We start from the raw sequence: 24055 nt of genomic DNA, 5'->3' as shown, positions 1-24055 counted from the left end.
ACAGGTGGGATCGGCCCTATGGGGGAGGTCTGGGTTACGCAGATGTCTTCCGCTTCAGAGGCCGAGATGCCGTGCAGCGGCGAGGGATGCCTCGCGGGCTTGCCCGTCCATCCAGACACGGCCGGCGCGTACACGCGCCATCGCCTCTGGGCCGACGAGCTCTGGCGTGCCCTTATGGAACGGCAGCACGGGCTCGTACTCTAAGACGAGCTGAACCCGCTCAGCTGCCTCCTGCCCGCGCAGCAGAACCGCGAGGTTCAGCCCGAAATCAAGGCCCGCCGTCGCACCCGCGCCGGTCAGCCGGTTTCGATCCTGGACGACGCGCGCATCGACCTTCCTGGCGCCGAGGAGCGGCAGGAGGTCGACCACGCCCCAGTGGGCTGTCGCCTGATAGCCGCGCAGAAGACCGGCGGCGCCGAGCACCAAGCCACCCGTGCAGACACTCGTGACGTAACGGGCAGTGCTCCCCCGGTCCGCAAGGAAGTCCAAAACCGCACGGCTCCTCATGCAGGCGATGGATCCCATCAGGCCGCCCGGAACGAAAAGGACATCGAGGTCGCGCGGGCATTCGTCCAGCGTGCAGGTCGGTGTGATCGGAACACTGATGTCGGTAAGGACCGGCTCCCTCGTCTCACCGACCAGGTGGATGTCGGAGCCGAGGATGTTCAGGATTGTCTGGGGGCCGACCAGGTCGAGCATGATCATCTGCGGGTGGACCAGCATGGCCACCTTAATCGGTGTCGGAGCGTTCGGGCCTTGCAGCATGCGGGGCCGCGGGAGTGGCTGGGGCGACGGCTGGGCCAGGCCACCGGGCGCGCTTGCTGCCAGCAGACCTCCGGCAATCGCCGTTGCCGCGAAATGCCGGCGCGCTACGCCAGCCGCCGCCGGAGTAATGGTGTTCTCGGACATCGCGTCCTCCTCAGAATTGAGCTGTCATCGAGGCGAGCACGGTAAAGGGCACGTTCACTCGAAGGGTGTTTGCGCCGTCCGTGTCGTAGATGCGTTGCCGGTTGATATTCTGGATGTTGACCTGGGCGCGCAGGGGCGTGCGGGCCACCTCGAAGCGGTACCAGGCCGCGGCATCGAGCCGGGCATAGGCCGGCAGCGCGAAGGTGTTGGGCAGGGTCGCTTCGCGCCGGCTTTCGGCCCGTACGCCGCCGCCGATTCCGACGCCACGAAGCGGCGATCCGTCCTCGAACTCGTAAGTGGTCCAGATCTGGCCCGCATGCCGGGCTGCACCTGCGAGGGTGTTCCCGACCGGAAGTCGGTTGTCGCGGGTCACCTCGGCCTGGGTGAAGGCGTAGTTCGCCACCGCGATCCATCCGGGGAGGATCTCACCCGCGAGATCGACCTCCACACCTCGGCTGCGCTGCTCACCGGATGCGATGGAGAAGGCTGGGTTCGCAGGGTCGGTTGTCGGCACGTTCGTGCGGGTGATCTGGAAGAGAGCGACCGTCGCCTGCGCCCGGCCACCGAGGACCGCTTGTTTGACCCCAAGCTCGAACTGCTCGGAGGTACTGGGCGAGAGGGCGGCACCGCTCGCCGTGGTCGCGGTGGTTGGGACGAAGGAGTTGGCCCAGTTCGCGAAAAGGTTCGTGTCCGTGATCGGCTCGTAGGAGATGCCGATACGTGGCGAGAAACGCCCGGCCGTGTTCTCGGCCTCGACATTTGTGATGCGGTTCCGGCTGGAGGTCTCGGTCGCGTCGTAGCGCCCTCCCAGCAGGACCCGCATTCCGGGGGAGACGGTGAGGAAATCCTGCACGTAGCCCGCATTGTTGACGAAGCTGCTGTGCGTGCTGGAGGCCAGGCGGGCGGGACCGGGCGTCACGCCATAAGCGGGGTTCCGCAGGTCCAGATTGGGCCATGCGATCTGCGAGCTGATCGCGCTGCTGGAGGTCCAGTAAGTCTCGACCCCAACAAGCCAGTCGTGCCGGACGGGGCCGGTCTTGAAGGTGCCGGCGAGCTCGTTCTGCAGGTCGTAGTCTCGGAGGTGCTGGGGACCGAAGATCGCTGTCCGCTGGACGGTTCGGTTGTCGGCCAGGATACGAAGGCTTGAGAAGCGGTCTGTCCCGAGGTCGTAATCTACCCCGGACGCGTTGAAGCCTGACCGGAAGCGGAGGCCCTCGCCAAAGCTATGGACCCAGTCATAGCTCGCCCGGGCGGTCTCTCGGCGGGAGGATCCCTGGCGAGGGTCGTCGAAGTTTAAGGACAGCGGCAGTGAGAGCGTGTGCCGAGAGAGGGGCGACTGGCTTGGTCCGTAGCTGAAGGTGCTCCTGAGGTACTGCGCCCTGATCACCACCTCGTCCTGGGCCGTGGGGCGCCATCGGAGCGAGGGGTTGATGAACTGGGTGTCGGACCCGCCGAAATTCCGGAACGAGCCGCTCCGGTCCAGCGCGGCATTCAGCCGGATGCCGAGGGTGCCGTCCCCTGTGGCATCGCCCTCATTGATGTCGAAGGTGGAGCGGAAGAGGCCGTAATTGCCAACTGTTCCGCCCACGCTCCCGAAGCGGCTGGCCATTGGTGCGCGCGTGACGATGTTGGCGACCCCGCCCGAGGAGAGATTGCCGCCATAGAGGACGGAGGCGGGACCCTTCAGGACATCGATCCGCTCGATCCCCTGCACGTCCTGTTGATTGCTCGTCTCGCGGAACCCGTCCCGGAGGTTCGCGCTGCCGTCGTTGAAGCCACGGATGCGGAGCGCGACCGAGCCTGGAATGGCGTTGCTGCTCGTCACCCCGCTGACGGTCTCGACCGCCTGCCGCACCGAGAGAGCTCCGCGGTCCTGGATGAGGGTGTCCGGCACGACTTGCAGCGAGACGGGAACGTCCTGGATCGGTGCTGCAAGGCGGAGCGCCGTGGTCGAATCCGGGGCCAGATAGCCGCGGATTGTGGATGCCGCGGCGGTTACCGAGACTTCCGGCACCGCGATCGGATCGCCGCCTATTGAGACCGGCGTGGGAGCCTGCTGGGCCAGGGCCGGACCAATCAGGCTGGTCGAGGCGAGGAGCGCAAGGCCCAGGTGGAGGAGGGGACGGGAATGACAGAGCGCGCGCGTCTGGCGCGAGGTAGAGGTCGTTGGGCGCATCATGCGCTTTCCTGAACAGCGGCAAGACGCCTGGGCGATGCCCAGGCGACAAGGACCGGGCGCGACGCGAAGCGTCCGCCCGGTGATCAACCGGTGTCAGAAAGCGGGTGGTGCTCTGGGCTGCTGGGGCGGGGCGCGTGGCGGGGTGGTCGGCAGCCCCTCCGCGCCGAAGAGTTCGACGACCAGCACGTAGCCGGCAGGTTGCGGCAGGATGGGCGGCTCCGATGGCGATGCCGCCATCGGGCCCTGGCACAGGGTGCAGCAGTCATTCGCCTGCACAGGCTTCAGGGGCTTGCCATCCTCCCCGAGGAGGATCTGACGCGTGCCCTGATGTGTGCAGAGTTCGACCAGCTGTGCCGAGGCCAGCTGGGCCATGGCCCTGGCATGCGGCAGCACGGACCCCGCCCACTGCAAGAGCAGCAGGAGGGCGATAAGGCGGGCAAGGCCTGTCCGCGGGCGGCGCATGCCGGAGGACTTACCCGACCCGTGGCCCCTTCGTCACGCCCTCAACTCGGTGCCGCAGCAGAACGGGCCAGCCCAGTTCGGTACGGTCGTGGCGCTCCAACATGCTGGAAACGCTGTCCGAGACAGGGGTGCTTACAGGCGAGGAGCGCTGACGCCCCTCCTGTCTAGGATTCGTCAAGGAAGCTTCGCAGCTGCCTGGCCCGGGTCGGGTGCTTCATCTTGCGGAGAGCTTTAGCTTCGATCTGGCGGATGCGCTCGCGGGTGACGTTGAACTGCTGCCCGACCTCCTCGAGCGTGTGGTCGGAATTCATGCCGATGCCGAACCGCATCCGCAGCACCCGCTCCTCGCGCGGCGTCAGACCCGAAAGCGCCTTGCTGGTCGCATCGCGCAAACCTGCATGCAGGGCGACGTCGAGCGGCATGACCGCGTTCTCATCCCGGATGAAGTCGCCGAGATGGCTGTCCTCCTCATCGCCCACCGGCGTCTCGAGGCTGATCGGCTCGCGGGCGATCTTCTGCGCCTTGATCACCTTCTCCAGCGGCATGCCCATCTTGGCCGCGAGCTCGGCCGGGGTCGGCTCGCGCCCGAGCTCATGCATCATCTGCCGCGAGGTGCGGTTCAGCTTGTTGACCGTCTCCGTCATATGGACCGGGACGCGGATGGTACGGGCCTGGTCGGCGATGGCGCGGGTGACGGACTGGCGGATCCACCAGGTGGCATAGGTCGAGAACTTGAAGCCGCGGCGGTACTCGAACTTATCGACCGCCTTCATCAGCCCGATGTTGCCCTCCTGGATCAGGTCCAGGAACTGCAGGCCACGGTTGGTGTACTTCTTGGCGATGGAGATCACGAGGCGGAGGTTGGCCTCGATCATCTCCTTCTTCGCCCGGTTCATGTCGCGCTCGCCCTTGGCCACGACGGCCTGCACGCGGCGGAGCTCCGTGATCGGCAGTCCCGCTTCCTCGGCCACGGCGAAGACGGCGGAGCGCGCCGCCTCGGCCTCGGCCGCATAGGTGGTCGCCAGCGCCGTCCACCCCTTGCCCTTGCGGGAAGCGAGGCTGGCCACCCATCCCGGCTTCGAGGCGGAACTGCGATAAACGGAGAGGAAGTCGTCCCGCTTCACGCCTGCCGTCTCGGCAATGCGGAGGAGCCGCCCCTCGGCGCCCGTAAGGCGCCTGTTCACCTCACGCATCCGCTCGACCAGCTCCGAGACGCGGTTGGCGTGCAGATGGACCCGCCCGATGAGCGCGACGAGTTCGCCGCGCAGCCGGGCGAACTCGGCTTCGTCCGCGGTGGTGAGGGCGCCGCCTTCCGCATAGGCGGCCATTCGGCGGGCCTGAAGGCCCCGCATGGAGGCCTGGGCAGCACCGATGGCCTCGAAGGCCGCCAGGGCCTCCGGCTTGAGCTGCTGCTCCAGGGCCGAGGGCGAGATCATCACGCCCGCTTCGCTCTCCTCGCCCGCCTCCTCATCGTCCTGCTGGGACCCGCCCTCGGGCGGGCCTTCCCCGGCGCCTGCGGTCGCCTCAAGGTCGAGGACGTCACGCAGGAGCATGCTCCCGTCCTGGACGGCGCGATGCCAGCCCATGATCGCGTCCAGCACCAGAGGGGCCTCGCAGAGCCCCTCGATCATCATGTTGCGGCCAGCCTCGATGCGCTTGGCGATGGCGATCTCGCCCTCGCGGCTCAGCAGCATCACCGTGCCCATGTCCCGCAGGTACATGCGGACGGGGTCTACGTTGCGCCCGGCATCGTCCTTGACGTTGCCGACCGCTTCTTCGTCGCCCTCGGCCGCCGCACGCGGCTCGGCGGCAGGATCGCCCTCCTCCGCTTCGGCGTCGTCCTCAGCTACTTCGACGCCCAAGGCAGAGAGCACGCCCAGCGCATCCTCGATCCGGTCCGAGGATAGTTGCTCAGAGGGCAGGGCTGCCGCGACCTCGGCATGGGTGACATGGCCGCGGCTGCGCGCGAGCTCCGTCAGGCGCCGGAGCGCCTGGCCTTCCATTTGCGGCAGTGAAGAGAGAAGGGCCTCCTCCCGCTCGTCCAGCACCAGCTCGCTCTCCTCGTCGATCGCCGCCACGCCTAATCCTACTCCTACTCAAATTTTCGATTGAGCGGCCGTTCTATGGTCGCTTTCACAGTTCGGGCTAGCCCGTCGGTAGAGCCTTATGTGGGTGCCGTGGACCTCTGGGCAAAGTGATGATCGCGGCCAGCGTGGCACCGACGCTGAACAAAATGGTAAATAGGTGACATGACCGAGGGCGGCTGAGGCCTAAGGACGTGGTGCGAACGACGGTCTCCGGCCGGCAGGAAGACGCCTCACGGTCCTAAGGCGCCTGCGCCTCGAGGCGCCGCCGAGTCACCGGCGGCGCGCTTCTGGCATCAGTCGGCTTGCAGGCCCAGCTCGCGGGAGACAGCCTGCCACCGCACGGCGCTCTCTTCCGTCCAGCGGACCAGATCAGCCTCGGGCACCGCCAGCGGATCGACGAAGGCGCCCTTCAACTTTTCCTCGAACTCGGGCGTGCGCCCTCTCGCCATGGCCTGACGGAGCGTTGCGATCACCGGGGCCGGCGTGCCCTTTCGTACAAAGAAGCCGGTCCACAGCCCCACGTCGTAACCGGGCAGCCCGGCTTCCGCGAAGGTGGGGACTTCCGGCAAAGCTGAGGCGCGGCGGGTAGTTGAAGCGGCAAGGGCACGGAAAGCGCCGGAGCGGATATGCGGCGTAGAGGTGGCCGTGGTGTCGAAGCCAAAGTCGATTTCGCCGGACAGCATCGCAGTCACCAGGGGAGCGGACCCGCGATACGGCACATGGGTCGCCTCAATGCCCGCCATTTTCAGGAAGGTAGCGGCTGCCAGGTGGGAGGAACTGCCATTACCCACCGAGCCGTACATCAGCGGCTTATGTTTCGCGTCGGCAATGAAATCCCGCAAATTGGTCGCCCTGACCTTTCCGGGGAGAACGGAGAGGATGTTCGCGACTTCCCCGATCGTGCCCACCGGCACGAAGTCCCGGGAAGCATCGACCCCGCCTCGTGGGTAGAGCACGGGGTTTACCCCCAGGATCGCCATGCTACCCAGCAGGAGGGTGTAGCCATCGGCTTCGGCATTGAGTGCGGCCAGGGTGCCAACATTGCCACCCGCGCCCGCCCGGTTTTCAACGACGACAGGCTGGCCCAGCATGTGGCCTAGCAGTTCAGCTCCCAGGCGGCCGGAGATGTCCATCACCCCGCCGGGGGGGAAGGTCACAACAACACGCAATGGCCGGTCAGGTCGCCAGCCCGTTTCCTGCGCTGCTGCCCGTCGAACTGCGGCGATCGCAAGTGCACCTCCGAGGGCCGAGATGGCTCCTCGTCTGCTTCTCATTTCCAAATTCTGCTTCCTCGTACCCGGGCCTGCCTGTCACATGGGAGGGCTAGCAGGCTCATGTACAGTACGGCACTCTCGCAGCCAGGAGATCAGGCCCGAATAGAGTGTCGGTCCTGAGTAGGTTTAACACTGTAGAACGGGGCTGGCGTGGGCCGCTGGTTTCAGCGTTGTGCTATACCAGTGCGTATCACTGTTCCGGGTGGGCGGGAGCAGCAGCTTCGGCTTTGAGAAGAAGAAGCATTTGCCGGAGTGGCTCGGGAACCTGAACTCCCAACCTGGTCAACGACATGCTTTCTCAATTCAGCACCTTCGGCGCTGTGCCTCGAGCCTTCGTCTAGCATTTCTGTGTGACAGGTCTAGAGGGTCGGAACAGCCGTCTGCGGCAGGGTTGAACGGGCCCCTTACCGCGTTCCCGTCATCATCCCGGGTGGGTGGTGCTGAGATCGCGGGCTCTCCGCACGAGCGTTGCGCCGACTGGTCGGGGGGTTAGACGTGAAGGCCCGGTGGGGGTCGCGCCGCCGGAAGCTGCCGCCGTGTCGAAGGTTCACCTTGCCGGGAACGTCGCAGAGGGGATGATGCCCCCGTAGGGCGCAGGTCTTACGCCATCCGGTCCTTCATGAGCGCGGCGTGCGCTGTCATCTTAGTTCCTGTTCCGACTGCCTGGGTGGGAACGCAGGCGCCATGACGGATCTGAGGGCCGCGGGGAATGTCGACCTATCGTGGGACGGACTATCCCCTGTGGGACCGCACTGCGGCGGAGGATGCTTCGGCCGCGCTCGGCTACAGTCCTGTGTGGACCCTCCCCAAAGGAAGCAGCGTCAATCCTTTGATCCAAGATCAGTAGATTACAGGACTGCGCTGCAGTAGCAGGGTTCTAAAGAGTGAAACGCCTCGCGGGTCCCTCGCTGCTTAAATAGTCAGCGCCAAACCAGCTGCATCTTTGCTGACTTGGCGCTCGACAATCCTCTCAGCGCTTCTCGATGTTCCAGAACACGGGAACGGGCGAGGGCAGCACCCCCGAGAGGCTGGTGCGGTGGGCAACCATCGTGAAGGACTGGCCCAGGAGGCGGTAGGGATGAACTTCCGCAAGGCGCCGGTGCAGACGGTCCAGGAGAGCTGGCCGGTCGGCGTCGGAGGCGTTGATGTACTCGCGACGCAGCGCCTCCGCCGCTTCGTCGCAGGGCCAGCCCGCGAAGTTGCTGCGATCACAGGCGGTGTTCACGCCAATGTTCGTCATCGGGCTCCACATCAGCGGGCCGGGAGCCCCGGTTACATAGATGTTCCACCCGCCCTGATCTGGCGCAGCCTGGCTGGACGTGCGGGTGATGACACTGGGCCAGTCCATCCATTGTAGATCGACGTTCATCCCGGCCTGACGCATTGCCGCGGCCGTCACCTCCGCCATGCGGCCGAAGAATGGGATCTCGGTCGTTGTTGGGAAGACGATCCGCTCGCCCCTGTAGCCGGCCTCGATCAGGAGCTGGCGGGCACGGGCGAGGTCACGACCGAAGTCTTCGGCCCCTGCCTCGGTTCCGTTGGGAGAGCCGCAGACGAAGTAGGCGTTGCAGCGGCTCCAATACGCCTCGTCGCCGTAACCGGCTGCCAGGGTCTCCGCCTGATCGACGATGTAGGCGAGGGCCGCACGGGCGCGAACATCGTTGAACGGCGGGTGCAGGGTGTTGGGGCGGAGCATTGCCTGGCCTGCGAGGTCGGTCAGGCGCGTCACCCGGATGGCGCGGCTGCGCGACAGAACGGGGAGAAGGTCGAGTGAAGGGCGTTCAATGAAATCGACCTCCCCGGCCTGGAGGGCGGCGGCAGCGGTGGCGGGATCGGGGAGGATACGGAACTCCACGCGGTCCACCTTCACCACCCGGCCACCGGCGAGACCGTCCGGCGGCTCGGCGCGGGGCACGTAGTCCGGGTTGCGGTCGTACACGACCCGGTCGCCGCTGACCCGCGCGGCGGCGTTGAAACGAAATGGGCCGGAGCCGATGAGTGTGGTCGCGGGGCGGCCACGTTCCGGGATGTCGGCCGCACGCATGATAGCGGCGAAGCGCGACGGCGCTGCGGCGAGGGCAGAGACCATCGCAGGGAAGGGCTCACGCAGGGTCCAGGCGAAGGTGCGGGCATCCACTGCTTCCATGCCCGCGGTGACGGCGGCGATGCGGGTCGCCGTCGCGTCGATCGTCATCCAGCGGCGGAGGGATGCGATGACATCGGCGGTGGTGACGGGAGAGCCGTCATGGAAGCGCAGTCCCTCGCGCAGGGTGAAATGCCAGCGCAGCCCGTCCTCCGACACGCCCCAATCCGAAACCATTTGGGGCCGCGGCTGCATCCTCGAATCCCAAGCGAAGAGGGATTCCCAGACCATCGTGCCGTGGATGGTTGAGATCCAGGCCGTGCCGAAGACGGGGTCGGTCACGGCCACGTCGGCCTGCGGGACGACGCGCAGTACGCTTCTCGGTTCCTGCGCCAAGGCCGGTGCCGTGAGCAGGGCCGTCGCCAGGGCGGCGGCATGGATGACGCGGGCGGTCATGCGGAGGTCTCCTCGTTGTTTTTTTCTGCTTCATCGTGGCCGAAGGCGCGTTCCAGAACCTGGCCGGCCCGGAGCACCGTCTCCTCGTCGAAGGGTCGGCCGACGATCTGCACGGCAAGCGGCATCCCACCCCCGCCGAAGCCGGCCGGCACGCTCATCGCGGGGTGGCCTGTGACGTTGAAGGGGCTCGCCTGGAGCGGCCAGGCGCTGGGTTCCGCGCCTACGGCCGCAAGTGGCGCCACGTCGAGCGAAATGGCGGTGAGGAGGAGGTCGAAGCCCTGCAGAACGCCGTCGAGGGCCGCGGTCAGGCCGCGGCGGTGGCGTAGCGCGTCGAGGTAGTCGGTAGCGCCGATCGCTACGCCGGCCGCGAAGCGCCGCGCGGTGATCGGGGCAAACCCGCGCGGATCGCGCCGCAGGGCGGACGCGTGGATCGCCAGAGCTTCCGCCGTCATGATCACGCGGTTGACGGCGAGGAAGAGGTCGTAGTCCGGAAGGGTTACGTCCGTCACCGTCGCGCCGGCCGCGTGCAGGTGGCCAATCGCGGCGTCGATGGCGTCGCGCGCCTCGGGGGCGAGGAGGGGGGAGGTGGCGAAGAAATGGCGGGGTACTCCGACCCGCAACCCCGCAACGCCGTCCTTCAGGCAGATACGGTAGTCAGGGACGGGGCGGTCGACGCTCGCGGGGTCTCGGGGATCGTGGCCGGCCATAACGCCGAGGGCGATCGCGGCGTCCTCCACGCTGCGGGCCAGGGGGCCGAGGTGGTCGAGGGTGGGCGCGAGGGGAAAGGCGCCACGGCAGGAGATGCGGCCGAAGGTCGGCTTCAGCCCGACGACGCCGCACCAAGCGGCCGGACCGCGGATTGACCCGGCCGTGCAGGATCCCGGGGCCATCCGGATCATCCCCGCGGCCACAGCTGCGGCCGAGCCGGATGAGGAGCCGCCCGGGATACGGGCTGGATCCCATGGATTGCGGGCCGGTGGGAAGCGTGCCTCCTCCGTCGGGCCGCCGAGGGCGAATTCGTAGGTCTCCAGCTTGCCGAGGATGACGGCACCGCCAGCGCGAAGGCGCTCCACGACCGCGGCATCCTCCTCCGCCGGCGTGTCTGGGCGGGTGCGTGAATTGCAGGTGGTAGGCCATCCCGCGACGTCGAGGATGTCCTTGATCGCAGTCGGAATACCGTGAAGGGGGCCGCGGTCGAGGCCGCGCGATAGCTCAGCATCGGCGCGCGCAGCGTCGGCCAGGGCTGCCGCCGGCTCCAGGCGCACAAAGGCGCGGACGACCGGATCGGTCGTGGCGATCCGGGCCAGGGCGTCCCGCGCGAGGGAGACGGCGGTGAGGGTGCCGCCGCGCAGCCCGCGTGCCGCGGCCGAGAGGGACGGCGTGCCCTCGACCATGGCGGCAGGGCGGGGATAGGCTTCGGACCTCATCGCGCCTCGCCCCCAGGCACGGGGCGGCCGGATGGAACAGGCAATGGAGGCGACATGCCGGAGCGACAGGACCGGGAGCCAGCGATTGCGGTAACACCTGAGAGCGATGAGGCAGGCTTGGTCGCGGGGCTGGCGCGAACGGGAATCGCCCTGCCAAGAGAGTGGATTGTCGCGACGGCCGTGGAGTACCGCGACCTCCGGGCGAAGATCGCGAGGCTGCGCGGGTAGGGGAGCCGCTCCGCTTTTACCCAGACAATGCGCTGCTGCCCCAGGTGGCGGGCAGCAGAGGTCATTGCCGGGAGCGGAGGAGGGTGCATGTCTGACCGCGCCTTCCAGGGCGGATCAGGCCGGGGTGTCCAGAACTGCGGTCTGCACGGAGCCGCTGCGGTTGTGGCCGGTGCGGAAGGCCGCGGCGCGGCGGTGTCCTTCCAGGCCTTCGCGCCCGCTCTGCCGGATGGCGGGAGGCGCCACGGCGGCCACGCCGCGCGGGTCCAACCACTGGTGGGTGCAGACCTTGACGTAGGAGCCGACCCATAGGCCGCCCGTGTAGCGGCCGGCGCCGAGTGTCGGCAGCGTGTGGTTCGTGCCGCAGCACTTGTCGGAATAGACCACGCTGGCGAGTGGGCCGATGAAGAGGGAGCCGTAGTTGCGAAGGCGCGCTGCGGTTGCGTGCGGGTCGGCGGTGTGGACCTGCAGGTGCTCGGCGGCGATGCGGTCGGAGTAGGTGATCATAGCAGCCTCGTCGGCGCAAAGGACGACCTCGCCGTAGTCGCGCCAGGCGGGGCCGGCGACATCGGCCGTGGGAAGGTCCGCGAGCTGGCGCTCGACCTCCGCGACCGTCGCCTCCGCGAGGGCGCGGCTGGTGGTAATGAGGCCGACGCGGGTCATCACGTCGTGCTCGGCCTGGGCCAGGAGGTCGGTGGCGATCATCTCCGGGTCGCCGGTCTCGTCCGCTACGACGTAGATCTCGCTCGGGCCCGCGAGCTGATCGATGCCGACCTTGCCGAAGACCTGACGCTTGGCCTCGTTCACATAGGCATTGCCAGGCCCGAAAATCTTGTCCACGGCGGGAACACTCTCCGTTCCGAAGGCCATGGCGGCGATCGCCTGGGCACCGCCGATCCGGAAGATCCGGTCGGCGCCGGAGAGATGGCAGACGGCGATCATATCCGGGTGGGCGCCGGGAGGAAGGCAGGCGATCACCTCCTCGCATCCGGCGACACGGGCGGGAACGATCGTCATCACAGGTGCGGAGAGAAGAGGGTAGCGTCCGCCTGGAACGTAGGCGCCGACGCGCTGGATGGGGATGATCCGATGGCCGAGATGCAGGCCGGGCAGGGGCTCCACATCCAGCGGGAGCATCGTGCGGAGCTGTGCCTGCGCAAAATCCCGCACGCGGGCGATGGCGAACTCGGCATCCTCTCGGGCCGCAGGATCCAACCGCGCCACTGCGCTGGCTCGCTCAGCCGGGCTGACCTCGAAAGAGTCGAGGTCCGACTTGTCGAAAGCGGCCGCGTACTTCCGAACGGCGGCGTCACCACGGGTCCGGACATCGTCGACCACATCCTTCACGGTGGCAGCCAATGCGTCGTTGTCGCGGAAAGAGTCGCGGCTGACCGGCTTGATGAAGGCGAGACCGGCATCGGGATGTTCTTGGACGGACATGTCGAGCTTCCCGGGAGAGGCGAGGCGGCGAAGGGATACGCCGCTGGTGCGGCGAGAGTGACCCCGGCGCGCCGGCACCTGGAAGTAGGCAAGTGCATGGCTGTTTATTATCCTCAACACTCTTGCCAGGAAGGAGGTTCGGTATGGCGATGGTCGGCTCGGAGCTGAAGGCTCTTCGGACGCGGCGCGGACTAGGATTGCGGGAACTGGCCGCCCGGTCCGGCGTGTCTCACTCGGCCATTTCGCTCATCGAGCGGGAGCGGATGAGCCCGTCCGTGGACACGCTCGGTGCCATTCTCGGCGCCCTCGGCACGACCCTCTCATCGTTTTTCGCGGAGCTGGAAAGCGGTCAACCCGACCATCCGTTCTACCGCGCGGACGAACTGGTGGAGATCGGGCGGCCTGACAAGGTCTCCTACCGCCTCGTCGGAATGGACTATCCAAACCGGAGAATGCTCATGCTCACCGAGCGCTACGCCCCAGGTGCCGCAACGGAGGCGCGGGTGGCGCACCGGGCGGAGGAGGCGGGGATCGTCACCCGTGGAGCCGTTGAGGTGACGGTGGGCGACCGAACGACGGTCCTGCAAGCCGGGGACGCCTACTACTTCGATAGTCGACAGCCACACCGCTTCCGGAACGTCGATCCGGGAGTGAGCGAGATCGTAAGCGCCATCACTCCGCCGACGTACTGAAGCGGCCACTATTCTTTCCGCCGCTGCCGCGATGCTTGCGCGGGCCGGCCCGGGCGGGCTGTGCTTCCGGCCGTAGCGGGAGACCTTTCATGGCGAAGAGGCGGATCCTTGCCGGCGGCATCGCGCAGGAATCCCATAGCTTCAACCCCGTGCCGATGGGGCGGTCCTGGTTCAACATCCGGTCCGGGACGGAAGCGGTAGAAGCGGCGCGGGGGAGCAACTCCGTGCTCGGCGGCATTGTGGACGCCGCGCAGGCGGCGGGGGCCGAGGTCATCGTGCCGACGATCTTCCGCGCCCAGTCCGGCGGGCCGGTGGAAGAGGCCGTTTTCGCAGAGATGCGCGACAGGATGTGCGATGCGGCGCGGCGCGGCGATTTCGATGCGATCGTGCTGCCGCTGCACGGGGGCATGCTGACGCCAAGCCTGGAGGACCCCGAGGGCACGCTGATGGCGGCGCTGCGCGGGATCGTCGGGGCGGACGTGCCGCTGACGGCGGGCTTCGACTTGCACGCCCACGTCACGCCGGAGATCCTCGACTGCTGCGACCTGCTGGCGGGTTACCTGACCAACCCGCACGGAGACCAGGGCCGGACGGGCCGGCGCGCCTTCCGGGCCGCGTCGGACATGCTGGAGGGACGGCTGCGGCCGGCCCTTGCGGCGGTGCACCTGCCTATGCTCACCCTCGGCAATGACCGCACGGATGAGGAGCCGCTGCTGTCCCTTCACGCGCGCGCCCAGGCGGCGGTGGAGAGCGGGCAGGCCTACGATGTCTCGATCTTCAACGCGCAGCAGTTCCTCGACGTGCGCGGCCTCGGGCAGTGGGTGCTGGCCTATGGGAACGGCGAGACGCCTGACGACCTGGCCCTCGGGCTCGCGCGCGAGCTGTGGGATCGGCGGCGGGAGCTGATCGGGACCTATCCTTCGCTGGACGAGTACCTGGACAAGGCGGCCCGAGGGACAGATCGGCCGCTGATCCTGGGCGACCAGGGGGATCGGGTGGCCGGCGGGAGCCCGGGCGACGGGACCTACGTGTTGCGCGCCCTGCTGGCGAGGGACGACCTCCCGGCCTCGGCCGTGCCGATCGCCGATGCCGACGCTGTGGCGGCCTGCCGAGCCGCCGGGGTGGGCGCGACCGTCACGGTGACGGTGGGCGGGCGGTACTCGACTGTCGCGCCGCCGCTGGAGGTCACGGGGGAGGTGGTGTCCGCCGGGGCCTCCGCGCAGGTGGTGTATGACGGTCCCGCGGATGCCGGTTACCGGGCCACGCTCGGGGCCTACTCCGTGCTGCGAGTCGGCACCGTGAACCTCGTGCTGACGGATCAGCCCTATTCCTATCTCGATCCCGACTACTATCGCGCCATGGGCGTCGATCCAGCGCGGATGGGGATCGTGGTCACCCGGTCCGGCTACCACTTCACCCTCAACTACGCGGCGATCGGCGAGTGCGTCACGGTGGATACGCCGGGCATGACCTCGTACCGCGTGGCGGAACTGCCCTTTGTGAAGGCGCGCCCCTTCTTCCCGCTGGACGAGATTGACCTGACGCCGCGGCTACATGTGCGGGGCGAGGCGGTGGGCTGAGAAGCATTCCTTGCATCGAGGGCACGACCCTTGCTGCACTGGCGCAGGCGACCCAGCCGGCGGGCGGATCCGGCGTGACCCGAGGAGGTACCGATGCACCGTCGCTCATTACTCAAGGGGGCTGCGGCCGGGAGCCTCGCCCTGACCACCCCGGCGTTCGCACAGGCGCAGGGACGGACGCTGCGCTTCATCCCGCAGATTGACCTCGCCTTCCTCGACCCGCACTGGACCACGGCGAACGTCACCCGCAACCACGGCTACATGGTCTTCGACACCCTGTACGGGTTGGACGAGAACGACGTGGCGCATCCGCAGATGGCCGAAGGCCACGCGGTGGAGGAGGACGGGCGTCGCTGGACCATCCGCCTGCGCGAGGGGCTGCTGTTCCATGACGGCACGCCGGTGCTGGCGCGGGACTGCGTGGCGAGCCTTCGCCGCTGGGGTGCGCGGGACGCCTTCGGCGGTGCCCTGATGCGGGCAACCGACGAGATCCTCGCCTCCGACGACCGCACGATTATCTTTCGCCTGAAGAAGCCTTTTCCTCTCCTGCCGGACGCCTTGGCGAAGAGCACGGCAATGATGCCCGCGATCATGCCCGCGCGGGTCGCAGCCACCGATCCTGGCACGCAGATCACCGAGATCATCGGCAGCGGCCCGTTCCGCTACGTCGCTGATGAGCGGCTGCAAGGGGCGCGCAATGTCTATGCGAAGTTCGACCGCTACCGGCCGCGGGGTAGTGGGCCGGCGATCGGCAGTGCGGGCCCGAAGGTCGCCTACTACGACCGCGTCGTCTGGAACACCATCCCCGACGCCTCCACCGCCGCCGGCGCCATGGTCTCCGGCGAACAGGACTGGTGGGAGCAGGTGGCGCATGACCTGAGGCCGATAATGGCCCGCAGCCGTGGCCTCCAGATGCGCGTGCAGGAGGAGACGGGCACGGTCGGAATGCTGCGGCCGAACACGACCCAGGCCCCCTTCAACAATCCGGCCATCCGCCGAGCGGTGATGGGGGCGATCGACCAAGCGTCCTACATGCAGGCGATCGTCGGCGACGATCGCGCCTCCTACCACGTGCCGACCGGGTTCTTCACGCCGGGCTCGCCGATGGCGAACGAGGCGGGGATCGATCCCCTGCGGAAGCCGAAGGACGACGCGGCGGTGCGGCGCGACCTGGAGGCCGCGGGCTACAAGGGCGAGAAGGTCGTACTGTTGGTCCCGACGGACTACGTGACGATCAAGGCGCTTGGCGACGTGGCAGCGGACATGCTGCGGCGGATCGGGATAAACGTGGACTACGTGGCGACGGATTGGGGCACCATGCTCCAGCGCCGCAACAATCGCGGCCCCGTGGAGAGCGGCGGCTGGAGCCTCTTCGCGACGAGCTGGACGGGGACCGACCTGCTGAACCCCGCCACCCATGTCGGTGTGCGCGGTAACGGGGCCGCCGGCTATGCCGGCTGGTACGAGAGCGCGCGGCTGGAGGGGCTGTACAACGCCTGGTTCGACGCGCCGGAGTTGGCGGGGCGGCAGGCCGTGTGCCGCGACATCCAGCTGGCCTGCATGGAGGAGGTTCCCTATTACCCGCTCGGCCAGTTCAAGCAGCAGACCGCGACGCGGGGCATTCAGGGGCTGCAGACAGGCTTCACGAAGTTCTGGGGCATCCGGCCGGGCTGAGGCAGCTAGGGCGGCGGGCTCAGTCCGCCGTCCACCCTCCATCCACGAGAAGGGAGGTCCCGGTGATCAGCGCGGCGGCGTCGGAGGCGAGGAAGACCACAGCGCCCATGATGTCCTCCACCTGCCCGACCCGGCCCAGCTTAATTTTCGACAGCACGGTTCGACGGAACTCCGGTTGCGCTAGGAAGGGGCGTGTCATCGGTGTTTCGACGAAGGTCGGGCCGATGGTGTTCACGCGGATGCCATGGGGGGCGAGATCGATTGCCATCGCCTTCGTCATGCCCTCAAGCCCGTGCTTCGTGGCGCAGTAGACGGTGCGGGATGCGCCGCCGACATGACCCATCTGGGAGGACATCTGGATGATGGTTCCCCCGCGCCCCGCCTCGATCAGGCCTCGGGCGACGGCCTGAGCCACGAAGAAGGCCGCGCGGAGGTTGAGGGAGGCCACGGCGTCGAAATCCTCGACCGTTACCTCGGTGAAGGGCGCAGGGCGGTTGGTGCCGGCGTTGTTGACGAGGATGTCGTAGGGCGCGGCGCTCGCCAGTGCGGCCGTGACACCGTGCGGGTCGGAGACGTCGAGGCACAGCGCCTCCGCCTGGCCGCCCTCGGCGCGTATGGCCGCCGCCGCCGCCTCGATCTCGCCGCCGCTTCGCGCCGCCAGCGTAACTGCCGCGCCGGACTGGGCGAGGGCGGCCGCGGCGGCGAGGCCGATGCCCCGCCCGGCCCCGGTCACGAGCGCGCGCCGGCCGTCGAGCCGCGACGAGGGAAGGCGGGGCAGGGGGGCGATGGGCACTCCGGTCATTCCCGCTCGTCCACCGCCGCCCCGTAGGGAACGTTGCGGCCGCCGTAGCGGCGTACCCGCAGGTTCGCCTGCTCACCGTGGCCGGTGAAGCCTTCGAGCGCGCAGAGGCGGGAGGTGTAGGCGCCGACCAGGGCGGAAGCCTCATCCGTCAGCACGCGCTGGTAAGTGCAGGTCTTGAGGAACTTGCCGACCCAGAGGCCGCCTGTGTAGCGCGCGGCCTTCTTCGTCGGCAGGGTGTGGTTGGTGCCGATCGCCTTGTCGCCGTAGGCGACGTTGGTGCGCGGGCCGAGGAACAACGCGCCGTAGTTCGTCATGCCCCGCAGGAAGACGTCGGGATCACGTGTCATGACCTGGACGTGCTCAGAGGCGATCTCGTCGGCGACGCGGATCATTTCCTCCTCGTCTTCGGCGACGATCACCTCGCCGTGGCTCTCCCAAGCGCGGCCGGCAATGGGGGAGGTGGGCAGGATAGTGAGCAGCCGCTCGACCTCGCGCATCGTGTCGCGTGCCAGGGCCTCGCTATTGGTCAGAAGGATCGCCGGGGAGTCAGGACCGTGCTCTGCCTGGCCGAGAAGGTCCGTCGCGCACATCTCGCCGTCCACGGTCTCGTCGGCGATGACGAGGGTCTCGGTCGGACCGGCGAAAAGGTCGATGCCCACGCGCCCGAAGAGTTGCCGCTTGGCCTCCGCGACAAAGGCGTTGCCCGGGCCGACGAGCATGTCCACGGCCCGGATGGAGCCTGTGCCGAGCGCCATGGCCGCGACGGCCTGAATGCCGCCGAGGCAGAAGATCTCGTCAGCTCCCGCCATGTGCTGCGCGGCGACGATGGCGGGTGCCGGGCGGCCGTGAAAGGGCGGCGCGCAGGTGACCACGCGCGGAACGCCAGCGACCTTGGCGGTGATGACGGACATATGGGCAGAGGCGAGCAGGGGGTACTTGCCGCCCGGAACGTAACAGCCCGCGGCGTTGACTGGGATGTTGCGGTGGCCCAGCACCACGCCGGGGAGGGTTTCCACCTCAATGTCCTGCAGCGCATCCCGCTGGTGCCGCGCGAAGTTGCGAACTTGCGTTTGTGCAAATTCGATGTCGCGGATGTCGCGCTCGGTTAGTTGGTCCAGGCACTCCTGGATCTCAGCTGGAGTCAGGCGGTAGTCCTCGCGGTCCCAGCCGTCGAAGCGGATGGAAAGCTCCCGAACGGCCGCATCGCCCCGCGCCTCAATGTCGGCGAGGATGGTCTCCACCGTGTCGCGGACCTGGCGGTCGGCGCCCTTTGCGGCTGTGCTGTCAAGACAGCACTTCAGCCATTTTGCCACTGTTTCAGTTCCTCCCGTGGTGGTCCTGCATGCGTATGCAAGCGCGGCTCTGTCAAGCTTGCTGGTCAGCTTCCGGGGGGTGGCGACCATGTCTCGATGCTGTCGCGGGCTACTACCCCCTGTGTCGGGCGTCGCGCCGATCCGCGGACAGCGAGCCAGCCCGGAGCCACTCGACTCTCGGCGGGGATGCCTGGATCAGCAAGGCGATGGCGCAGGATCGTGATGACACCCTCAACCATCGCGTCCACCGGCTGCACATAGGTGGTGAGGCTGAAGAGGGGCCAGGCGGCGGGGCCTGCATCGTCAAAGCCGACGATCGAGAGTTCTCGTCCGACATCCAGCTGGAACTCCACGCGGGCCACGTTGATGGCCGCGAGTGCCATGTGATCGTTTGCGCAGAATAGGGCGTCGGGCCGGTGCCCAGTGCGCAACAGGTCACGGGCTGCTTCCGAGGCGGCCTCGAAGTCGTAATGGCCAACAGTGCGCAACGGCGGCGAGAAGCCTTGGGCAGCGAGGTGGCGTGTGAACCCCGCCTCCCGCTCCCGGCTTGTAGAGGCGTCCTCCAGCCCCGCCATGAAAGCGAAGCGACGATGCCCTCCGGCGGCGAGAAAGGCGGCGATCGTGCTTGCGCCGCCGTGGTTGTCGCCTGTCACGCTCCAGACGTTCGGGCTGTTGGTGCGTCGGTTCACCAGGATCACGGGGATGCCGGCCTTCTGGCACTCGGCATCGAAACGGGAGGAGAGACTTGCCGACAGCAGCAGAATGGCATCGACGCGGTAGCGCATGACCTCTTCCAGGATCGGGTCGGACGGCTCGTGGCGCTTGGCGGTGAAGAGCAGCATGCGGTAGCCGGCCTGCGCCAGGGCCTGCGACAGGGTTTCGAGCACCTGCGGGTAGAACTGGTTCTCCAGATACGAGACGGCGACCCCGACGATACCGGACCGCCGCGTGATGAGGGCGCGCGCGGCGAGGTTGGGGCGGTAGCCGAGTGCCGCCGCCGCCGACATCACCTTGCTCCGCGTCGCGTCGGAGACGCTGGCGCCTTCCGTGAAGCTTCGTGAGACCGCCGATTGCGATACGCCGGCGAGGCGCGCGACGTCGTAAGCCGTGGCGGGGCGCGATGCTCGATCGTCAACCGGATCCGCCGGCGGGAGATTGGACCGCTTCGCCATCCCGGGGCTATTAGTCCTTCTGCCGGTGGCTTGCCATCGGTCCGAAGCTGCGCGCAAAGACTGCGCCCGGTACAGGTCCAGGAAAATGCCAATGCCCGAGCCCCGCCATCCCATTGACGAGCGGCTGCCCGCGTTGCTTCGGGGAAGCGGCCGGCTCCGGGGTGTCTTCAACGGCCTCCCCAGCCCGGCGATTGTCGAGATGTGCGGCTATGCCGGATTCGATTTCGTCATTCTCGACAATGAGCACGGCAGCGCAGATCTCGGCGTCACGGAGAACATGCTGCGCGCGGCGAGGGCCTCCGGCATCATTCCCATCGTGCGCTGCTTTGAGGCGGACCTTCCACGCATCCTCGATATGGGCGCGAGCGCGGTGCAGGTGCCCATGGTGCAGGACGCCGTCCAGGCACGCCGCTTGGTGACAAAGATGCGCTACCCGCCTGAGGGCCAGCGCGGCGCTGCCTTCAGCGGGCGCGCCGCCGGATATGGCGCCTTCGGCGGGGATGCGCACACGCGCCGAAGCAATGCTGGGATTGCCTTCGTCGCCATGATCGAGACGCCGGAGGCAATCGGTGCTGCGGGGGAGATCGCCGCGGTGGAGGGGGTGGACGCCGTCTTCATCGGCCCGAACGACCTGGCGCACGCCATGGGACACGGCAGCGACTGGAAGGCGAAGCCCGTGCAGGAGGCGATCGCGACGGGGCTGCGGGCCATCACGGCGGCGGGCAAATGTGCCGGCGTCCTCGCCCTGACGGGGGAGGACGAGGAGCGTTTCGCTGCTTTCGGTGCTCGTTTCTTCGCGAATGTTACGACCGCCCTCATCACCCGATCATTCGTGCAGGCTGCCCGCCCGGAGGGACAGGCAGCGCTGCGGTACTAGGGCCGGTCAGTCCGGGCGGATGTTGCCGTCCCTGATTACCTTGCCCCAGAGCTGCGCGTCGCTCAGGAGGATGTCGCGAAGCATCTGGGCATCGCCTGTGTCGACCGAGACGCCCCGCTCCGCCAGCGTCGACCGCACTTCGGCATCCTCCGTGGCAACTCTCAGAGCTGCCCCTAACCGAGCGACCACGGCTTCCGGCGTGCCTCGCGGAGCGAAGAGGCCTTGCCAGAACAACCCCTCGAAGCCGGGCAGGGTGTCCGCCACCGGCGGGACATCCGGCAGGACCGGCGAACGGTTGCGCGATGAGATAGCGAGAGCGCGGGTCTTTTCCTCCGACACAAGGGGCTGCGCCTCCAGCACGGCGGAGAACATGGCCTGGATGCGCCCGGTGGTGATGTCGATCACGGCCTGGGCTCCGCCCCGGTAGGGAACGTGGACCACCTCCAAGCCTGACTGCCGGCATAGCATCTCCATGCAGAGATGGTTGACCGCGCCGGTGCCGGAACTTCCGAAGTTGATCTTGCCAGGGTGCGCCTTCGCATAGGCGATGAAGTCCGCGAGGTTTCTCGCCGGCAAGGAGGGGTGGATCTGAAGGACGAAAGCGCTGCGGTAGCCAAGGCCAATGGGCATGAACGCTTCGAGTGGGTTCTGCGGGAACAGGTTTGGATGCAGCGTCTGATTGATGGCTAGGGAAGAGGCGCCCATCAGCACGGTGTAGCCGTCGGCGCGGGCATTGCCGACGGCCTGCGATGCAATGGAGGTGGCGCCGCCCGAACGGTTCTCCACCACGATCGGCTGACCCAGTTCCTGGCCCATCCGTCGGACAATCACGCGCGTGCTGAGGTCGGTCAGGCCGCCTGGCGCGAAGCCCGTGATCACAGCGATGGGACGATCCGGGAAGGTTTGGCCCCATCCGGGTCGGCTCGAGGTTCCCACACCGAGCATCACCGCTCCTGCCCCAAGCAAAAGACGTCTGTCGAACAAGCCGGCCTCCCCTGATCCGTTTTCCTGATCCCTAAGCATGGGATTGCATGCGAATGCAATAACGGTTTGCGGTAACGCAAACTCGTGAAAGCGCTCCGGGGAAGTGCGACCGGCAGAACTGTCGAGGGTGTCTAGGAGGACGCTGTGACGGTGCGGCTGTTGCTGCGGCACGGAGCCGACTTGAAGGCCCGTTCCAGTTCCGGCGGCGCTGCGTTGCACGGCGTCGCATCGCCGGAGTTTGCGCGGCTGCTGGTGGAGCCTCGCGCGGCACGCATTCACGGCCGGCGCCGGAATGGTCATGGATTCACCTCTCCTTATGGCCCGATATCGGCCGAGAGTGTCCGATCTCTCTAAGAGTATGTGGCCGGGCGGAGCGAACTCGGGCTCGTGCTGTACAGCGGGAGACTGACGGAGCTCGGCTAAAACCTAGCTCCGCCGGAGGTGAAAGCGCTCCTACCACTGTCCGCTGTCCGTGCCGTGCAGAAGACGACGCTGAACTCTGCGCAATACATCTGCATGCTGGAGCCATTCGGGCCTGATCACCTACGTTCAATCGCCCGCGTCCACCTCATTGAACTGTCCTGGATTCCGGCCGGTCTCGGCCAGCCCCAAGGATCGCCGTCACGTTTCTCGCCGATTTATGTTGGAAGCAGCTGTTTCGCTCGTGCGCTGGCCAGGGCAATCGCATACCGCGAAGACCGGAGTGTCAGTGAGCCAGGAAGACCTCTGTCCGCTCCGGTCCGGCTATCAACCCAGGCTGATTCCTGCATCGCGGACGAGTTGCTGGATGAGCGTCTGCTCACACACGAGTCGCTGGCTGAGTTGGGCTGGTTCTGCGGCGATCTCCTGCGCGCCGATCCGGCCGCGAGCGTGCCTCCGGAGCCACCGAGGTTGTCAACGACGATATTCTGGCCAAGAACCGTAGCCAATTTTATTGGTGTGATCAGCGCGCGAGGATGTAGGAGTTTTGAACTGGCACGAAGGCTACAACCAGACGGATCGGACGATTGGAGAAGGTGCGCTAGGCCTGGACCGAAGGCGCGCGCAGGACCTTGGCATCTCCCAAGGCCAGTATGGTTTGGCGAGACGGAGCGGAGTGCGGCATAGGAGGTCTCCTCGAAACAGAGTCCGACGTCTGCGATACGGGGATCATTACCGGGTCGACGGTTCCAGCCCTGTCCTGGGTATCGCCGGCGCGGCGTCTGTGGAAGCAAGGAATTGGATCCGCGCTGCCGAGCCCTCCGGCTGTCGCGCGTTCGCGGCGATGACGGCGTAAAAGATGGTGGGACGCTGCACCCCCTCCGGGATCATGTCGAGATAGGTGCTGCAGGGGACGGCGACGATCTCGCTCACCAGCTGGAAGCCAATCTCGGCCCCGCCGCGAATGGTTTGTGAACTTCGTGGGGCCAGTCGTGCCCATCCTTCAGAAGCGCCAGCTTTTAGGCGGGATTATGCGGGCATGACGCTAAGCGGGAACCTCGGATTGGCATTCGTTCGACGTCTTTGATTAGAAGGGATGTAGTCGAACGCCTATCACCGTTCACGGAACGTTGGTTACTGAGAAGACCGGATAGGATAGCGGGGACGAGCTCCGCCGTAGAAGTGGTACGATGTGTCTCGAGAGCGGTCGCTGGCTGCGGGCGCGGCGTGCCGCTCTACTGACCTGCGACGAGATCCGCGAAGACACGCCCACCCGACTGGATATGCTCCCGCATCGTCGCACGCGCTTCCGCCTCGTCCCCAGCCAGGATGGACTTGAGCAGCGCCCCATGCTCCTGCCATGACGCCTTCACCCGGGCGGGCTGGCCAAGGCTGCTTCGATGATAGGAGAGCATGCGCCGGCGCGTGAGGCGTAGTTGCTCCGACAACACGGCGTTCCGCGCCCCCGCGTAGATGGCACCGTGGAAGGCCGCATTGCCTGCCATGTAGGCCACGCTGTCCAGTCGCAGCATCGCGGGCCGTGCGTCCGCATGCAGCGCGCGGAGAACCCGGCGTTCCTCCCCGGACATGCGCCGGGCGGCCAGGCCCGCCGCCTCGGACTCGAGCGCCGTCAGCAGCTCCACCATCCCCAACGCGAGACCGGGCGACAGCCCTTGCACCACGGCGCCTCGTCTCGGGACCATACGGACCAGCCCCATGGCCGCCAACTGCAGCAGCGCCTCCCGCGCCGGCGTGCGGGACACCTCGAAGCGGCTGGCCAGGCCTTGCTCGTCCAGGGTGTCGCCGGGCAGGAGCCGCCCCGCATCAAGATCCTCCTCGATCACCTGGAGAAGCGTGCTGCTCGTCCGCCCTGTCATCAGCTTATCAATCGCATTCTTTAGGACATCTTGCGTATACATAACGTGGATGCTGTAGTCCCGTCCAGACAGCGCCGGAGAGCGCCGGGAACGGAGAGACGTCCATGGTGCCCGTGTCCCGG

At 67.4% G+C, this 24055-nt stretch carries 18 protein-coding genes; 4 read left to right on the top strand and 14 right to left on the bottom strand.

The genetic code is table 11. The features are described 5' to 3' along the window. Positions 1-54: 54 nt before the first annotated feature. The 8 genes from ACVBD7_RS08825 to hisD (ACVBD7_RS08790) all read right to left on the bottom strand — a co-directional run bounded on the left by ACVBD7_RS08825 (position 55) and on the right by hisD (ACVBD7_RS08790) (position 12542). The gene (locus ACVBD7_RS08825; RefSeq protein WP_458097107.1) at positions 55-909 is read right to left on the bottom strand and encodes a DJ-1/PfpI family protein; all 855 of its coding nucleotides are present in this window, start codon (positions 907-909) and stop codon (positions 55-57) included. A 10-nt stretch (positions 910-919) separates the two neighbouring features. After that, positions 920-3088, bottom strand: coding sequence for a TonB-dependent siderophore receptor (locus ACVBD7_RS08820; RefSeq protein WP_458097106.1), 2169 nt, complete (start codon positions 3086-3088; stop codon positions 920-922). 93 nt (positions 3089-3181) lie between these two features. Further along, positions 3182-3550: a DUF2946 family protein gene (locus ACVBD7_RS08815; protein ID WP_458097105.1), complete on the bottom strand. Its 369-nt coding sequence runs from the start codon at positions 3548-3550 to the stop codon at positions 3182-3184. A gap of 164 nt (positions 3551-3714) precedes the next feature. Next, positions 3715-5628: an RNA polymerase sigma factor RpoD gene (gene rpoD, locus ACVBD7_RS08810; RefSeq protein ID WP_458097104.1), complete on the bottom strand. Its 1914-nt coding sequence runs from the start codon at positions 5626-5628 to the stop codon at positions 3715-3717. 302 nt (positions 5629-5930) lie between these two features. After that, entirely contained in the window at positions 5931-6770 is an 840-nt protein-coding gene (locus ACVBD7_RS08805) for a Bug family tripartite tricarboxylate transporter substrate binding protein (protein ID WP_458097103.1), read from the bottom strand. Between the two features lie 1111 nt (positions 6771-7881). Next, complete coding sequence (locus ACVBD7_RS08800; RefSeq protein ID WP_458097102.1) at positions 7882-9450, bottom strand: ABC transporter substrate-binding protein; 1569 nt, start codon at positions 9448-9450, stop codon at positions 7882-7884. After that, entirely contained in the window at positions 9447-10877 is a 1431-nt protein-coding gene (locus ACVBD7_RS08795) for an amidase (RefSeq protein ID WP_458097101.1), read from the bottom strand. Before ACVBD7_RS08795 ends, ACVBD7_RS08800 begins: the two co-directional genes overlap by 4 nt. Positions 10878-11219: 342 nt before the next feature. After that, positions 11220-12542 carry a histidinol dehydrogenase gene (gene hisD, locus ACVBD7_RS08790; protein ID WP_458097100.1) on the bottom strand — a complete coding sequence of 441 codons (1323 nt, stop codon included), beginning with the start codon at positions 12540-12542 and terminating at the stop codon, positions 11220-11222. 143 nt (positions 12543-12685) lie between these two features. Here hisD (ACVBD7_RS08790) and ACVBD7_RS08785 point away from each other — a divergent pair, with 143 nt between their 5' ends. The 3 genes from ACVBD7_RS08785 (at position 12686) to ACVBD7_RS08775 (ending at position 16488) form a co-directional block, all read left to right on the top strand. Continuing rightward, positions 12686-13234, top strand: a complete 549-nt coding sequence (locus ACVBD7_RS08785; RefSeq protein WP_458097099.1) for a cupin domain-containing protein — start codon at positions 12686-12688, stop codon at positions 13232-13234. An 89-nt stretch (positions 13235-13323) separates the two neighbouring features. Beyond that, complete coding sequence (locus ACVBD7_RS08780; RefSeq protein ID WP_458097098.1) at positions 13324-14814, top strand: M81 family metallopeptidase; 1491 nt, start codon at positions 13324-13326, stop codon at positions 14812-14814. Between the two features lie 93 nt (positions 14815-14907). Continuing rightward, entirely contained in the window at positions 14908-16488 is a 1581-nt protein-coding gene (locus ACVBD7_RS08775; RefSeq protein WP_458097097.1) for an ABC transporter substrate-binding protein, read from the top strand. A 19-nt stretch (positions 16489-16507) separates the two neighbouring features. On the opposite strand, the gene ACVBD7_RS08770 is transcribed toward ACVBD7_RS08775, so the two are convergent. The 3 genes from ACVBD7_RS08770 to ACVBD7_RS08760 all read right to left on the bottom strand — a co-directional run bounded on the left by ACVBD7_RS08770 (position 16508) and on the right by ACVBD7_RS08760 (position 19775). Next, the gene (locus ACVBD7_RS08770; protein WP_458097096.1) at positions 16508-17281 is read right to left on the bottom strand and encodes an SDR family NAD(P)-dependent oxidoreductase; all 774 of its coding nucleotides are present in this window, start codon (positions 17279-17281) and stop codon (positions 16508-16510) included. A 5-nt stretch (positions 17282-17286) separates the two neighbouring features. Then, entirely contained in the window at positions 17287-18603 is a 1317-nt protein-coding gene (gene hisD / locus ACVBD7_RS08765) for a histidinol dehydrogenase (RefSeq protein WP_458097095.1), read from the bottom strand. Between the two features lie 65 nt (positions 18604-18668). After that, positions 18669-19775 carry a LacI family DNA-binding transcriptional regulator gene (locus ACVBD7_RS08760; protein WP_458097094.1) on the bottom strand — a complete coding sequence of 369 codons (1107 nt, stop codon included), beginning with the start codon at positions 19773-19775 and terminating at the stop codon, positions 18669-18671. A 91-nt stretch (positions 19776-19866) separates the two neighbouring features. Between ACVBD7_RS08760 and ACVBD7_RS08755 the strand changes: the two genes are divergently transcribed. After that, positions 19867-20652: an HpcH/HpaI aldolase family protein gene (locus tag ACVBD7_RS08755; RefSeq protein WP_458097093.1), complete on the top strand. Its 786-nt coding sequence runs from the start codon at positions 19867-19869 to the stop codon at positions 20650-20652. Between the two features lie 6 nt (positions 20653-20658). On the opposite strand, the gene ACVBD7_RS08750 is transcribed toward ACVBD7_RS08755, so the two are convergent. The 3 genes from ACVBD7_RS08750 to ACVBD7_RS08740 form a co-directional block, all read right to left on the bottom strand. Next, positions 20659-21936 (bottom strand): Bug family tripartite tricarboxylate transporter substrate binding protein, encoded by a 1278-nt coding sequence (locus ACVBD7_RS08750; protein WP_458097092.1) that lies wholly within the window; start codon positions 21934-21936, stop codon positions 20659-20661. 852 nt (positions 21937-22788) lie between these two features. After that, positions 22789-23022: a substrate-binding domain-containing protein gene (locus ACVBD7_RS08745; RefSeq protein WP_458097671.1), complete on the bottom strand. Its 234-nt coding sequence runs from the start codon at positions 23020-23022 to the stop codon at positions 22789-22791. Between the two features lie 269 nt (positions 23023-23291). Beyond that, positions 23292-23933, bottom strand: a complete 642-nt coding sequence (locus tag ACVBD7_RS08740; protein WP_458097091.1) for a GntR family transcriptional regulator — start codon at positions 23931-23933, stop codon at positions 23292-23294. Positions 23934-24055 lie beyond the last annotated feature (122 nt).

It is taken from the genome of Roseomonas sp. WA12, assembly GCF_054165765.1.
The sequence above is the reverse complement of the archived record's forward strand: the minus strand, read 5'-3'. Positions and strand labels throughout refer to the sequence as shown.